General features: G+C 66.5%; 13 protein-coding genes and 2 pseudogenes. 11 read left to right on the top strand and 4 right to left on the bottom strand.

Translation table 11 applies throughout. The annotated features are described in order from the left end of the window. The first annotated feature begins 34 nt into the window (after positions 1–34). A complete protein-coding gene (locus Sri02f_RS33580) occupies positions 35–1,312 on the top strand; it encodes an IS701 family transposase (RefSeq protein WP_109005085.1) in 1,278 nt (425 codons plus the stop codon). A gap of 118 nt (positions 1,313–1,430) precedes the next feature. Here the strand turns inward: Sri02f_RS33580 and Sri02f_RS33575 are convergent. Beyond that, positions 1,431–2,359 (bottom strand): annotated as a pseudogene (locus Sri02f_RS33575) (IS5 family transposase). A 113-nt stretch (positions 2,360–2,472) separates the two neighbouring features. Between Sri02f_RS33575 and Sri02f_RS33570 the strand changes: the two are divergent. Both Sri02f_RS33570 and Sri02f_RS33560 read left to right on the top strand, forming a co-directional pair. Then, the gene (locus Sri02f_RS33570) at positions 2,473–3,138 is read left to right on the top strand and encodes a nitroreductase (protein ID WP_109005084.1); all 666 of its coding nucleotides are present in this window, start codon (positions 2,473–2,475) and stop codon (positions 3,136–3,138) included. 278 nt (positions 3,139–3,416) lie between these two features. After that, positions 3,417–3,848, top strand: coding sequence for a DUF3592 domain-containing protein (locus Sri02f_RS33560; RefSeq protein WP_109005083.1), 432 nt, complete (start codon positions 3,417–3,419; stop codon positions 3,846–3,848). An 82-nt stretch (positions 3,849–3,930) separates the two neighbouring features. Here the strand turns inward: Sri02f_RS33560 and Sri02f_RS33555 are convergent, their stop codons facing one another. Then, complete coding sequence (locus Sri02f_RS33555) at positions 3,931–5,136, bottom strand: ISAs1 family transposase (RefSeq protein ID WP_109005082.1); 1,206 nt, start codon at positions 5,134–5,136, stop codon at positions 3,931–3,933. A 206-nt stretch (positions 5,137–5,342) separates the two neighbouring features. On the opposite strand from Sri02f_RS33555, the pseudogene Sri02f_RS33550 reads away from it, so the two are divergent. Next, positions 5,343–6,542, top strand: a pseudogene (locus Sri02f_RS33550) (IS4 family transposase); the annotation flags it as partial. A gap of 235 nt (positions 6,543–6,777) precedes the next feature. Here the strand turns inward: Sri02f_RS33550 and Sri02f_RS33545 are convergent. Together Sri02f_RS33545 and Sri02f_RS33540 are read right to left on the bottom strand one after the other, a co-directional pair. Next, positions 6,778–7,221: an FKBP-type peptidyl-prolyl cis-trans isomerase gene (locus tag Sri02f_RS33545; protein ID WP_109005081.1), complete on the bottom strand. Its 444-nt coding sequence runs from the start codon at positions 7,219–7,221 to the stop codon at positions 6,778–6,780. Between the two features lie 100 nt (positions 7,222–7,321). Beyond that, complete coding sequence (locus tag Sri02f_RS33540; RefSeq protein WP_109005080.1) at positions 7,322–7,642, bottom strand: hypothetical protein; 321 nt, start codon at positions 7,640–7,642, stop codon at positions 7,322–7,324. Positions 7,643–7,741: 99 nt separating this feature from the next. Between Sri02f_RS33540 and Sri02f_RS42100 the strand changes: the two genes are divergently transcribed. The 7 genes from Sri02f_RS42100 to Sri02f_RS33500 all read left to right on the top strand — a co-directional run bounded on the left by Sri02f_RS42100 (position 7,742) and on the right by Sri02f_RS33500 (position 13,463). Next, on the top strand, positions 7,742–7,933 hold the full coding sequence (locus tag Sri02f_RS42100) for a hypothetical protein (RefSeq protein ID WP_174855758.1): 192 nt from the start codon (positions 7,742–7,744) through the stop codon (positions 7,931–7,933). 106 nt (positions 7,934–8,039) lie between these two features. Beyond that, positions 8,040–8,693, top strand: coding sequence for a coumermycin A1 biosynthesis transcriptional regulator CouE (gene couE / locus Sri02f_RS33530; RefSeq protein WP_165821707.1), 654 nt, complete (start codon positions 8,040–8,042; stop codon positions 8,691–8,693). A 17-nt stretch (positions 8,694–8,710) separates the two neighbouring features. Beyond that, positions 8,711–9,034, top strand: coding sequence for a prephenate dehydrogenase/arogenate dehydrogenase family protein (locus Sri02f_RS44190; protein ID WP_109005079.1), 324 nt, complete (start codon positions 8,711–8,713; stop codon positions 9,032–9,034). 8 nt (positions 9,035–9,042) lie between these two features. Further along, positions 9,043–9,393 carry a hypothetical protein gene (locus Sri02f_RS33520; protein WP_109005078.1) on the top strand — a complete coding sequence of 117 codons (351 nt, stop codon included), beginning with the start codon at positions 9,043–9,045 and terminating at the stop codon, positions 9,391–9,393. A gap of 453 nt (positions 9,394–9,846) precedes the next feature. Continuing rightward, a complete protein-coding gene (locus Sri02f_RS33510; protein ID WP_218029912.1) occupies positions 9,847–10,806 on the top strand; it encodes a ParB/RepB/Spo0J family partition protein in 960 nt (319 codons plus the stop codon). Positions 10,807–11,142: 336 nt separating this feature from the next. Further along, positions 11,143–11,358: an MbtH family protein gene (locus tag Sri02f_RS33505; RefSeq protein WP_109005104.1), complete on the top strand. Its 216-nt coding sequence runs from the start codon at positions 11,143–11,145 to the stop codon at positions 11,356–11,358. Between the two features lie 305 nt (positions 11,359–11,663). Beyond that, positions 11,664–13,463 (top strand): amino acid adenylation domain-containing protein, encoded by a 1,800-nt coding sequence (locus tag Sri02f_RS33500; RefSeq protein WP_218029911.1) that lies wholly within the window; start codon positions 11,664–11,666, stop codon positions 13,461–13,463. The last annotated feature ends 1 nt before the right edge of the window (position 13,464 follow it).

The following is a 13,464-nucleotide window of genomic DNA, read 5'->3' as shown; positions in this document are numbered from 1 at the left end:
TTCTGTCGGTGGTGTTCGGCGGCATGGTGGGTGTGTGGACGCACATGAAGTGAACCGTGCTCGGGCGAAGTTGGCGTTGTTCGTGGCTGATGTGTTCGCCTCGGTGCCGCGCAAGGACCAGCGGGCCAAGGGCAACTGCTATCTGCGGGGACTGATGACGGACGGTCGCCGCAAGTCCATCCAGGCCATGGCTGCGCGGCTGCCGGACGGCAACGAGCAGAACCTGCAGCAGTTCGTGAACCAGTCCACCTGGGATCCGGTGCCGGTGCGGCGGCGGATCGCGGAACGGATGGTGCCGCTGATCGGCCCGGATGCCTGGGCCATCGACGACGTATCGTTCCCCAAGGACGGGAAGATGTCGGTCGCCGTCGCTCACCAGTACTGCGGTGCACTGGGCAAACAGGCCAACTGCCAGGTGGCGGTGAGCGTGCACGCGGTCACCGACGCCGCGTCCGTCCCGCTGCAGTGGCGGCTGTTCGTGCCCCAGGAGTGGGCGGACGATCCCGTACGCCGGCGCAAGACGGGGATCCCCGAAGAGACCGGGCATCGCGAGAAGTGGCGCCTGGCCCTGGACACCCTCGACGAACTGGCCGGGTGGGGTCTGGTGCCGCCGGTGGTGGTGGCCGACGCCGGCTACGGGCAGAACGCCGACTTCCGCGACGGCCTGACCGGCCGAGGCATCGGCTACGTCGTGGCAGTGCGTTCGGATGTCACCGTCCACTGCTGCGACGCCGAGCCGGTCACGCCGCCGTGGTCGGGCAACGGCCGCAAGCCACAGCCCCGCTACCGGGACAAGCCGTGCTCGGTGGCCGAACTGGCCGCTGGCCAAGGGCGGCCGGCCTTCACCGAGGTGACCTGGCGGGAAGGCTCCCGCGGGCCGATGCACTCACGCTTTCTGGCACTGCGGGTGCGGCCGGCCGGGGTCCGGGCCCGCCGTCTGGCCCAGGCCGCCGCCACCGCGCAGGACGGCTTGTGGAACGGTGTCCTGCCCGAGGTCACGCTGTTGGTCGAATGGCCCGAAGGCGCCGAAACACCCACCGACTACTGGCTGTCGAACCTGCCCGCCGGCACCCCGGTGGCCGAACTGGTCCGCCTGGCGAAGATCCGCTGGCGCATCGAGCACGACTACCGGGAACTCAAACACGGCCTCGGCCTGGACCACTTCGAAGGGCGTTCCTGGGCGGGGTGGCACCACCACGTCACCCTGGTCACCGCCGCCCACGCATTTCTCACCGAACAGCGTCTGGCCCCAAAAGCCGATACAGCCAACTCACCCTCTACCAGATCCTCGACACCATCCAGGACCTGCTGAACTGCTGGACCGGCACCTGCACCACCTGCCACCGCCCCCTGCCAAGAACATCCCCCACCGACCCAAACCCAAGAGCCAGAGCAACCTAACGGAGTCCTACTAGGCAGTGTCCTGGCGATCACGAGCGGAGCCAGATGACGAGCGCGGCTGCGGTAACGGTTCCGAGGTAGACGTAGCCGCGCTTGTCGAACCTGGTTGCAACCGCGCGGAAGGTCTTCAGTGTGTTGATCGCCCGTTCGACGGTGTTGCGCTTCTTGTAGCGGTCCTTGTCGCAACCGGGCGGTCGGCCCCCGGAGCTGCCGCGTCGGACCCGGTTGGCTGCCTGGTCGGCCTTCTCCGGGATGACGTGCCGGATGCCGCGTCCGCGTAGGTAGCGGCGAGTTCGGCGGTTGCTGTAGCCCTTGTCGGCACTGACGCTGTCCGGCTTCGTACGTGGCGTGCCGCAGGCCAGCCGCGGCACGCAGATCCGGTCCATGACCGCCTCGAACTGGGTGCAGTCCGCGCACTGCCCGGGCGTGATGACCAGCGAGAGCACCCGGCAGCTGCCGTCCGCGCTCAGGTGGATCTTGGTGGTGAACCCGCCGCGCGACCGGCCGAGCGCCTCACCTCCCTCACCACCTCCGCCAGCCGGTCGATCAGTTCCGCCCAAACCCGAGCGGCTCTGACCGCCTGGGCAGAGCCCCCTTTGATGGCGGGCGGCGGAGCGTGCCGGGCGCCGGCGGCGTGGTGGTGTGCGCGCACGGACGTCGAGTCGACCGAGACGTCCCAGTCGATCTCGCCGGCCGCGTCCGCCTCGGCCTGGATCCGCCGCAGGAGAATCTCCCACGTTCCGTCCGCCGACCAGCGGCGATGCCGCTCATGCACCGTCTTCCATGGTCCGTATCGCTCCGGCAGATCGCGCCAGTGCACGCCCGTGCGGATCCGGTACAGCACCCCGTTCACGACCTGGCGGTGGTCCCGCCACCTGCCACAACGCCCATTGCTGACCGGTAGGAGCGGCTCCAGCCGCTCCCACTGGGCATCCGTCAAGTCACCTCTGTCTCCCACAGTCCTATCAACGACTGGACTGATCGTCGAAACGTCTTCCAACCCCCGGCGATGCTCGGTACTGACGGCTGAATACGGTGGCCGGGCCCGGTTGAATGAGAGGACGCGAAGACGTGGATGTGTATGAGGCCGTGGAAAGTCGCCGGGCCGTGCGGGCGTTCAGCGATGAGCCCGTGCCCAAGGAGGTACTCGAACGAGTGCTGACCGCAGCGACGCGGGCTCCGTCCAGCGGGAACCTCCAGCCGTGGCATCTGTACGTCGTGACCGGTGAACCCTTGGCGGAACTCAAGCGGACCGCGACAGCCAGGGCACGGGCGGGGGACCCCGGCGACGAACGTGAGTACCCGATGTACCCGGACGGGCTGGCGTCGCCGTATCTGGATCGCTTTGCTGCTGCCGCCGCCCAGCGGTACGAATCGCTGGGGATCGAGCGCGACGACCCAGACCGGCCCAGGAAGATCGCCACCTTGAACTCGGAGGCGTTCGGGGCGCCGGCCGTCCTGTTCTGCTACCTCGACCGGACGATGGGGCCCGGACAGTGGGCTGACGCGGGGATGTACCTGCAGACGGTCATGCTGTTGTTGAGGGCCGAGGGGCTGCACAGCTGCCCCCAGGTGATGTGGACCGTGTACCGGGAGACTGTCAGCCGGGCAGTCGGAGCCAATGACGGACTCGTGCTGTTCTGCGGCGTCTCAGTGGGGTTCGAGAAGGAGGGCGTGCCGCAACTGCGCACCGGGCGGGCGGACATGACGGAAACGGTGAGCTTCATTGGAGTGTGACCGTTGGACGGCCGAGATCGACAGCACAGGCTCTAGACCAGGGCGACGTCGTTCAGGTGATGTGTTCGGGTTGATCACGCGATGGCGAGGGTGATCAGCGGGCGGTTTGTGTCACGAGCGTGGTGGCGGAGCCAGCGGCGATGTTTGTGTGGTCGGTGAGCCGGAGAGCGCCGATGGCCAGGTTGCGCAGGGATGCCATGGCGCGTGGTGCGGTGCCGGTGCGCACACCAACTTCGTGAGAGCATCTCGCAGTTCGCGTTGGTTCCTACACTGGCCTCATGGTGGCTGCATGGGTGTGGGTACCCGTCTCGTTGATCCTCTTCGGAGTCTGCATCATTTGCTGGCTATCAGCCTGGGACGTCTACCGGCTGCGACGTCATGGGACGCGCACGACTGCTCATGTGTCGGGTTTCCGTCACACGAAAGACGCCGACTCCGACCCACGTCACCACGTCCTGGTGATCTTCTGCCTGCCCGATGGCACGGGAGTCGAAGCTGAGTCCACGTCGTCCAATCCGGACGGATCGAACACCTTGGTCCGGGGCGACGCGGTGGACATCGTCTACGACCCCGCGAAACCGACCCGCATCTGCGTCACCCACTTTGAGGAACACCGCATGCGGGCCTCAGATGGACTGGCCTATGCCATCAGCGCCGTGGCGGCAGCCCTCTTCGCCACTCTGGCCCTGGCCCAGGTGTTCACCGCCTGACCGCCGCCTTCCGCCCCGGGCCGTGGTCGTGGTTGCCGCCTTCACGACCCAGGGCGATGTCGTTCAGATGTGTTCGGGTTGATCACGCGATGCCGAGGGTGATCAGCGGGCGGTTTGTGTCACGAGCGTGGTGGCGGAGCCCAGCGGCGATGTTCGTGTGGTCGGTGAGCCGGAGAGCGCCGATGGCCAGGTTGCGCAGGGATGCCATGGCGCGTGGTGCGGTGCCGGTGCGCACGTGGGATGCGTCCTCGGCGTACGTGGTGTCCCTGACGTGGTGGATCTTATTCTCGATACCCCAGTGGTCGCGGACGTGGCGGGCGATCTCGGCTGCGTCGGCCTGCTCCGGCGTCAGGTCGGTGACACCGTAGACGCGTTCCAGTGTGACCTTGCCGGTGTTGACGATTCGCCGGCGGCGCACAATCTGGACGGCTTGCACCGCGTAGGGGAAGGCGATGTTGGTGACAGTGGCGGCCTTGATGCGGCGGATCTCGTCGCGGCCGTGCGCGGTGGCCCGGGTCTTGCCCAGGAGTGGTACCTCCCGCCACGGCAGGCCCTTCACCCACTGGTGCAGGGTGGGCTGGTTGCCCTTGATCAGTGCGATGTAGTGGGCGTGTTTGTCCTCGACGAGGAAGCGTGCGTGACCCATTTGCGAGTGGAGGGCGTCGAAGGTGACCACCACACCCTCAAGGTCGAGCGGGGCGAGCAGGGGCTGGAAGACGGTGATCTCGTTGGTCCTGCCGTCCACCTCGCGCTGGGCTGTGACCAGGCCGGTTTGGGTCATCGCGGCGAGCAGGTGGACTTGGGTGCCATCGGCGCGGCGGGCACCACGCACCGTCTTGCCGTCCACTGCAAGGGCGAGCAGGGGCCGGCCCTGCCCGTGCGCCTCGTTAACAGCAGTGCGCTCGCGCTCGGCGAGCCAGCTGCCGACCGCCCTATCCAGCGCATCGCCGTCGATGCACTGCAGCACGCGGCGCACGGTGGCCTCGGCCGGAGCGATGGGGCCACGGTCCGGTTCCCGGCACGGGCCACCGAGGCGGGCCAGGACGTGGGGCGGGGCATCGGCGGCCCACTCCGCGATCGCGGCCAGAGATTTCGCTCCGGCCAGGACCGCGCGCGCGGCCAGGGACAGGACGAAGGCGAGCGGGTGGCGTCGGCCCTGGTGTCGGCGAGGGTCGGGCACCTGAGCCAGGCAGGTCAGCAGGCTGGGGAGATCATCGGGTGCGGTCGATGCGGCATCGGTGAGTTGGGCCAGGAACCTGGGGATGAGCGAGGATGAGCAGGCAGGCACGGTCTTCCGCCGTCGTGATCAGGGACTCGACACCTCATGATCACCGGGAGCCGCGCCTGCCTCCGTCCCAGCCCCGGGCGGCCACCTCGCAGCTCACCCCCTACTTCTGAAACACCATCAACCCACACACACCGACTGAACGACGCCACCCTGGGCCCTAGACCCAATACCGGTGACTTTGGGGCTTCGGGGTCGCTGGGTGTGGTGTGCCAAGGCCCGGACAGGTGAAGTCGTCGTCGGATGACCGGTTGTCGGATCGGATCGCGATTGGGGTGCTGACCCGCGCGTTTTCGCCGGAGTTGGTGGATGAGGTGGTTGCGGGATGTGGCCGGGTCGAGCAGCGCCAGCGGCTGCTGCCCGCCCGGGTGGTGGTCTATTTCGTGCTGGCGATGTGCCTGTTCTCCGGGCAGGGCTATGAGGAGGTCGCCCGGCTCCTGACGCACGGACTGGAGCGGATGGGCCGGTGGAAGGGGACCTGGCAGGTGCCGACCACCGCGGCGATCGGCCGGGCCCGTCTGCGGCTGGGCCCGGAGCCGCTGAGGGCACTGTTTGCCCGGGTGTGCCGGCCGGTGGCGACCGAGGACACGAGCGGGGCCTGGTACCGGGGGTGGCGGCTGGTCGCGGTGGACGGAACCACCTTCGACGTGCCGGACACCGAGGCCAATGCCGCCTTCTTCGGCCGACCGGGAGTCAGCCGCGGACAGGAGAAGAGCGCCTATCCGCAGGTGCGGCTCGCAGCGCTGGCCGAGTGCGGCACACACGCAGTCTTCGCAGCCGAGGCCGGACCGCTGGCCGTCCATGAAACCGAGCTGGCCCAGCGCCTGTTCGGCTCACTGACGCCAGGGATGCTACTGCTGGCCGACCGGGGCTTTCGCGGCTTCGACCTGTGGCGGGCAGCCGCCGCAACCGGCGCCGACCTTTTGTGGCGGGTCAAGAACGACGCCGTACTCCCCGTCCGGACCCTGCTGGAGGACGGCTCCTACCTCTCGGAGATCGTCGCGGCCCGGGACAAGAACCGTCGCGCGGACCCGGCCCGGGTCCGCGTGATCGAGTACACCCTCGGCCGCGACGGCAGCGACACCGTGTACCGGCTGATCACCACCATCCTGGACCCGAAGGCCGCCCCGGCCGCGTCGCTGGCCGCGCTGTACGCCCAGCGATGGGAGATCGAGAGCACGCTGGATGAGATCAAGACCCATCTCGGAGGTCCCCGCCTCGTCCTACGCTCTCAGCACCCCCGCGGCGCCGAGCAGGAGATCTTCGCCTTCCTGCTGGTGCACCACGCCCTGCGTGACCTGATGCACCAGGCCGCACATCAATCCGAGCAGGACCCGGACCGGATCTCCTTCACCCGCACCCTGCGCGTCGTCCGCCGCCACGTCACCGACCAGGCGGCATTTCCCCCCTCCCGGCTGGCCCGGGCACTGGTCACGGCCCTGCATGAGATCCGCGAACGGCTCTTGTCACCCCGGCGGTTGCGCTCCAGCCCGCGCGTCATCAAACGCAAGATGTCCAACTGGAAACTCAAACGCGCCGAGCACCACAATCCGCCCCGGCCGGACACTCCCTACGTGACCCTGGTCGGGGCGACCAAGGCCAGGCCGACCCACCGGAAAACAACCTAAATCACCGGTATTGCGTCTAGGGTTCCGCCCGCCCTGGGATGACTCCGTGCCCCCGCTGGGCGTTGCTCCACCCGGTTGCGCTGGAATACGCGTCCAGCAGGTCCACCACGAAGACCAGGGTCGAGCTCGGCGGGATCAACGGCGAAGGCGACTGATTGCCGTATCCAAGACGCGGAGGAACGATGATCTCGCGCCGACCGCCGACGTTCATCCCTCTCACCCCTCGGTCCCAGCCCTTGATGACCTTGCCACTGCCCACGGCGAACTTGAACGGCTGGCCCCGATCCCAGGAGGCATCGAACTCCTTCCCGGACTCGAAAGTCACCCCGACATAGTGGACCCTGACCACCATGCCCGGCTTGACCTCGACCCCGTCACCGACGATCAGGTCCCGGATGGTCAGCTCGGTAGGCGCGTCGCCCTCTGGAACGTCGACCTCGGGCTTTGTCGGTTCACTCATCACAGCCTCATCACTTCCGTCGGAAGCCGTCGGACCAGCCGGACACATGGACACTCCGTGCAGCAGATGGTCAGGCTATCGAGAGCGCCCGTCCGCGCTCTCACGCAGACCTACGCGGAGAAAAGGAAGACGGTGCCATCCGTTGCCGAGGCCCGCCGCGAGTTCGGCCCACAGACGGTTCGCGCTGCCCGGTCTGCTCCGCACGGTCCACGACCCGGCCTGCGGAACGGGCGGACTGCTCGATGAGGTGGCCGAGCGCATCGAGTCCGTCGACGCCCAGGCGGGGTGAGAGCGACGCCGGGTGGGTGGATTTCTCCCAGGGCTTGCGCTGGTCGGTGGCGAGCGGGGCGGCGAGGCGGAGCTGGGTGTGCGCGATGATCACCAGCCAGGTCCAGCGGTCCGCCGCCTCTGGTTCACGCATGCTCCCGTGCTCGTTCGGGTCAGGCCCAGGCCCAGGCGCGGGGCGCACGATGCTTTCCACGTCTTGATCGATGAGGCATGGCGGGGCAGGCGCTGAGGGGTGGACACGGATATCGCCGACTGTTATGAGGAGATTCCGCATGAGGAGTTGATGCAAGCGGTCGAGGAACGCGTCTGCGACCGGCCGGCATTCAAACCTCTGCGCGCAATGCTGTGGGCAGGGGTGACGGAGGACGGGCTGGTCCGGCGATGGCTGAACTCGGCCCGTCAGCAGGCCGACGGCTCCTCATGAAGGATCGAAGTCAGTAATCTGACGATCGGTCGGTCGAAGCAGCATGTCTGAGACGGGCCGAGGCTCCGCCGACATGCTTGTCCTGACGACGGAAACGGGAGGCATCGTGGTTGCGTCTGGTCAGACAGCTTCGAAGGCTGGGGGGTCCGGCGCCACTCCGGTGAGACCGACTGCAGGGGACGCGACCCCCGTTGACAGCAGGAAATCAAGCCACGCCTCTTGTCTTGGTGTGGAGGTTTCGGCCGAGAGGACCAGGCTTCAGATCCCGCAAGATCTCTCCCTGGAGGCATGGTGCCGCCTCGGCGGAAGGATCCTCACGGTGTGCGATTCGTCGGCCTGGTGGATCGGTGATTGGTTGGTGTTCGGGCAGAACCAGTATGGTGACCGATACCGCCGGGCGATGGAGAAGACCAAGCTCGACTACCAGACGCTGCGAAATTACGCCTGGGTGGCGAGAAAATTCGAGCCGTCCCGCCGGCGAGACAGACTCACGTTCCAACATCACATGGAAGTGGCATCTCTCTCGCAAGCCGAACAGGATCACTGGCTCGACTTCGCGGTTCGACTGAACTGGTCCAGGAACCAGCTGCGCAAACAGATCCGGGCCAGCATATCGGGCGAAGAAGATGATCTGCGGCGCCATGTTCAGCTCAGCCTTCAATTAGACGAGTTACGTCTCGAACGGTGGAGGGAGGCGGCGCGGGGGAGCAATCTGACTCTGACGGACTGGATCTTATTCGTCGTCGACGAGGCCATTTGACCGGATGCGCCCATGCGATGTCGGTGCCCGACGACACTGCTGCGTGGCGGCCCCGAAGGGATTGCGGGAGATCAATGCGCACGGCCGAGGGACCGTCGGGAGCGGTGGACCTGGCGGTGGTCGCCGTGCCACCGGGCCAGGTGACACCGGTGGTCGCGTCTCACCGGTCAAGGGGAGCCGCTCGCTCCTCCGTCGACGTGGCGGGAGTGAAGGTCTCGCGCTGGCGTGAACGGGAAGTACTGGGTTGTGACCTTGCCCCTGTGGTGGGTGGTCATCCACGGGTGGGACGGCCGGGAGCCGGTTCCCTCACGGCGCAGGATGACCTGCGGAAAGCGACCTGACGGGCCTGTTGGAGACACTCGGAGCTGTCGCGGGCGGCGGCGGCTCGCCCGCGGAGTCCGACGGTCATCTGCTGAAGTTCGTCCAGCGTCGCATCGATGGCTGCAACCGCGTTCCCGGCAGGTACGGGATTGCCACGGAGACCGCACTCGCGGGCATCGATGTTTCCGTCGGCGACCGGCCGACGGAGCCGGCCCGCCCCGTCAGCGACGTGGCCGGCGCCGGGGTGGGGATGCACGGCAGCAACATCTCGCAGCGGCTGCACAGCCTCGACCTCACGGTCACCATTTCCGTCACTCCGTGCAACGCCGAGGACCTCTTGCACGAACTACGTCGTAGGAAGTGGCCGGCGGACGCCTGACATCGGGGAGGGCGGTCAACTCGACCGAACTCCTCGAATCCGGCCTTCCGTTCACCATGCGGCACGCCCTTCTCGGTGAGCACTCGCGCAACACCGGCGTCGCCGGGCCGCACCGGCGCGCGAAGAACTCGACATGCACGGCGCCGATGACCTCCAGGGCGCCGATGTCGGTGGCTTAGAATCGAAGGGGGGCAGTCGGGGATGGGCTCACCGTCAACCACTCACAGGCCGCGCCGGGTAGAGCCGACGATTCCGCACACCGTGCGAATGTTCATACGTCAGGCGTGGCCGTGATCGATCTGGACGCGGACCGAATTGAGCTATTCGGGCAATCGTTGTAACGAGCGATGAACGTGATTTGATGCTGCTGAGCCTGGCCAAGACCTGCGTCTGGTCACCCATGTCCTACACGCGCTGATCCAAGCCAGATCATTATGTCCTAGGGGGGGTCATATGAGTAACAGCGGTGATGAGGAGATGACGTCGATTCTACCTAAAGCAATCGGAAAAGGGGAACGGGTTCCGATCGGTTCGTTGTTTCCGTCGCAACAACTACTGCGGTCCGGTGAAAGTACGGAACACATTCGTGCACTGGTCGAAACGGAAGAGGTCCTGCCGCCGATTGTCGTGCACCGTGAGACACGGCGGGTCATCGACGGAATGCACAGACTGCGGGCAGCTCGTTTTCGTGGCGACGAATGGATCGAGGTCGTTTTCATCGATGACGCCTCAGCCGATGTGTTTGTCCTCGCGGTTGAGTTGAATCGTGCGCACGGCCTGCCGTTGACGATGGCTGAGCGCAAATCTGCCGCCGCGCGGATCATGGATTCGCACCCGCACTGGTCCGACCGCAAGATCGCACGTACCACTGGACTGGCGGCCAGCACTGTCGCGTCTCTGAGATCGCACTCCATCGCTGGCACGCTCGAGCGTAGAACCGGGCAGGATGGCCGGACTCGGCCCAAGGACGGCACGGAAGGACGCCGGCGTGCGAGCGAGCTGCTGGCCCAGAACCCGAACGCGTCGGTTCGCGAAGTAGCCAAAGCGGCGCGGATCTCGGTGGGCACCGCCAGCAATGTGCGCGCGAGACTGCGGCGAGGCGAGCCGGCCATAACCGCCCTGCAGCAGGCAGCCCTGACACCACGCCCGGCCTCGGCGACGCAGCGAACCGGTCCGGACTACAGCCGCGTGCTGCAGAGCCTGCGCAACAACCCATCGCTGCGGTTCAACGACGTCGGCCGACACTTGCTCCGCTTGCTTGGCGGCGCCGCCCCGGGCAGCGTCGAGCAGATTGCCCAGATCGCGGACAGTGTGCCGGAACACTGTCGGGTCATGGTGATCGACATGGCCCGCGAGTGCGCCGCCGCATGGCAACATCTGGCCGACCGGCTCGCGGGCCGAGACACCGCCTGACGGAGACGTACCGTCCGATCCGGCCGCTGCGGGACGTTCAACTGCTCGAACCATACGGTTGAACGCCACCACACAGTCGAACGTCGACGGTCGGCATCCTGGTGACCAGGCCGGGCCTGGAATGTTGAACCGCCCCGGTGCGATGAAGACGATGGAGAGATGGCTCGGTCTCCGAGGCACTCTCGTGAGGTACGTGAACGTGCCGTGGCGGTGGTGTTCGAGAAGGCAGATGAGTATTCTCCGCAACACGTTTTCGAGGTCGCGGCAGTCCGGTACACCTGCCTGCAGGACCGACAGGTCGGTTCTCCAGCGATGAGATCTACGGAGGCGCATGTAATGGCGACGAACCCGTTCGATGACGAGAACGGCGTCTATCTGCTCCTGGTCAATGACGAGGGGCAGCATTCTCTGTGGCCTTCGTTCGCTGCTCTTCCCAAGGGGTGGACCGTCATTCTCGATGAGGCGTCGCGGCAAGAGTGCCTCGATTACGTCAACGAGCATTGGACGGACATGCGACCGTTGAGCCTGCAGCCGGCGATGGGTGACGAGTAGAAACCGCTCGTTTCAGCGATCAACAACATCAAGCCCACCGACAGCACCCATTCAACCTCTGTGGCTGTCCAAGATGTTCAAGGAGTCAGGCGCTTCACGGCAGACCCAGGGCGTGATTCCATCACGCGAGGCGTTCGATGCATGACTTCCCAGCGCTTGGAGTGTCGTCGAGATTGATATCGAGCAAGCTGTCTCGGAAGTCACCTGTTCGTGCAGCATTTCTTTTCGGCTATCTGGGGAGTATGTTCCGATGGCATGGAGACTTAACGGCGGTACAACGATGCTGATATTCAACAGGGGGCGGTTTGTTCTCCAAGGGTCTGAACAAGGCTTCTGATCGGTCGGCGACAACGAGGACGGCATCGGCCACGCTGGCCGAACTGTGGGAGCGGACGGTACGCAGTCGGCCAAGCAGTCCGGCGATTGTCTCGAACAGCGAGACCCTGTCCTACGACGAGGTGAACGCCAGGGCGAACCAGCTGGCCCGACTGCTGCTCAGCGAGGGGGCGGGCCCGGGCCGGGTGGTGGCACTGGCGCTGCCCCGATCCAGTCGAATGGTGATCAGCGTGCTTGCCGTGGCCAAGGCCGGGGCGGCGTTCCTGCCGGTGGACGTCAACTACCCGGAGCAGCGGATCGCCTACATGCTCGCTGACGCCGAGCCCGCATTGCTGTGCACCATCCGGACCGCAGTCCCTAAGCTGCCTGCTGACATCGGGGTGCCGCAGCTGGTGCTGGACTCGGCCGAGCAGACTGCCACGCTCGACGCACTGCCCGACACCGACGTGACTGAGGACGAACGGGGTGGTTCACTCGCCGCGACCAACCTGGCTTACGTGATTTACACCTCGGGCTCGACAGGTCGGCCGAAAGGTGTCGCTCTGACCGGTGCCGGGTTGCCCGCCTTGGCCGCGGCCAAGGTCGCCACGATGCAGGTCACTGAGGACAGTCGGGTGCTCCAGTTCGCCTCGCCGAGCTTCGACGCCTATGTGACCGAGCTGCTGGCCACTTTTACCTCCGGTGCCACTTTGGTGGTGCCAGGGTCGGACACACTGGTCGGCGACCCGCTGGCAAAGGTCCTACGGGAGGGCCAGGTCAGCCACGCGGTGCTGCCGCCTGCCGCAGTCGCGACCATGTCCCCGGACGCGGCGCCGGACCTGCGCGTGCTGGTGGTGGCCGGCGAGGAGTGCCCGGCCGGCCTGGTGGAACAGTGGTCACCAGGACGCCTTTTGGTCAACGCCTACGGTCCGACCGAGTGCACCGTGTGCGCGACCATGACCGGCCCGCTGACCCCGACGGACGAGGTCACTATTGGCCGGCCGATTCCTGGCGTGTCTGTGCACATCCTCGACGACGAACTACTACCGGTCGCGGCCGGAGAAATCGGCGAGTTGTACCTCAGCGGTGCCGGGCTTGCGCGCGGCTACCTCAACCGCCCTGATGTGACCGCGCATGTGTTCGTGGCCAATCCCTTCGCCGCCGACGGCGAACGGATGTACCGCACCGGTGATCTGGCCTCCATGCGGGCCGACGGCGACATCCTGTTCCACGGCCGGATCGACGACCAGGTCGAACTGCGCGGATTCCGAATCGAGCTCGGAGAGGTGGAGTCCGTGCTCAGCCAACATCCGGACGTGGCGCAGGCGGTGGCCGTGCTGCGGGCCGGCGAAGACGACGGGCCGCAGCTGCTGGCCTACGTGGTGCCGACGCACGGCACCACGCCCGCGGCAGGCGAACTGCGTGAGCACGCCGGCCGCTACCTGCCCGACTACATGGTGCCGTCGGTCTATGCGACCATCGACGCCATTCCTGTGACTCCCAGCGGAAAGACGGACCGAGCCGCGCTGCCGCCGATCAAGACCACCAGGCCCGCCGGTCAGAAACCGCGCACTTCCGCCGAGAAGATCCTTTTCGATATCTTCCGGGACCTGTTCGGCCTTGGTGAGATCGACGTGCGCAGTAACTTTTTCGAAATGGGCGGGAACAGCATCCTGGCTGTCGACCTCATTCAGCGAGCGCAGGAAGCCGGCTTGGTGCTCTTGCCGAGGACCGTGATCGACCACCCGACCATCGAGCAGCTGGCCGCGATAGCGAACCTCGGGGAGTGAG

This window comes from Streptomyces rishiriensis (assembly GCF_003112535.1).
Classification (GTDB): domain Bacteria; phylum Actinomycetota; class Actinomycetes; order Streptomycetales; family Streptomycetaceae; genus Streptomyces; species Streptomyces rishiriensis.
This window is presented reverse-complemented; position numbering and strand designations above follow the sequence as displayed.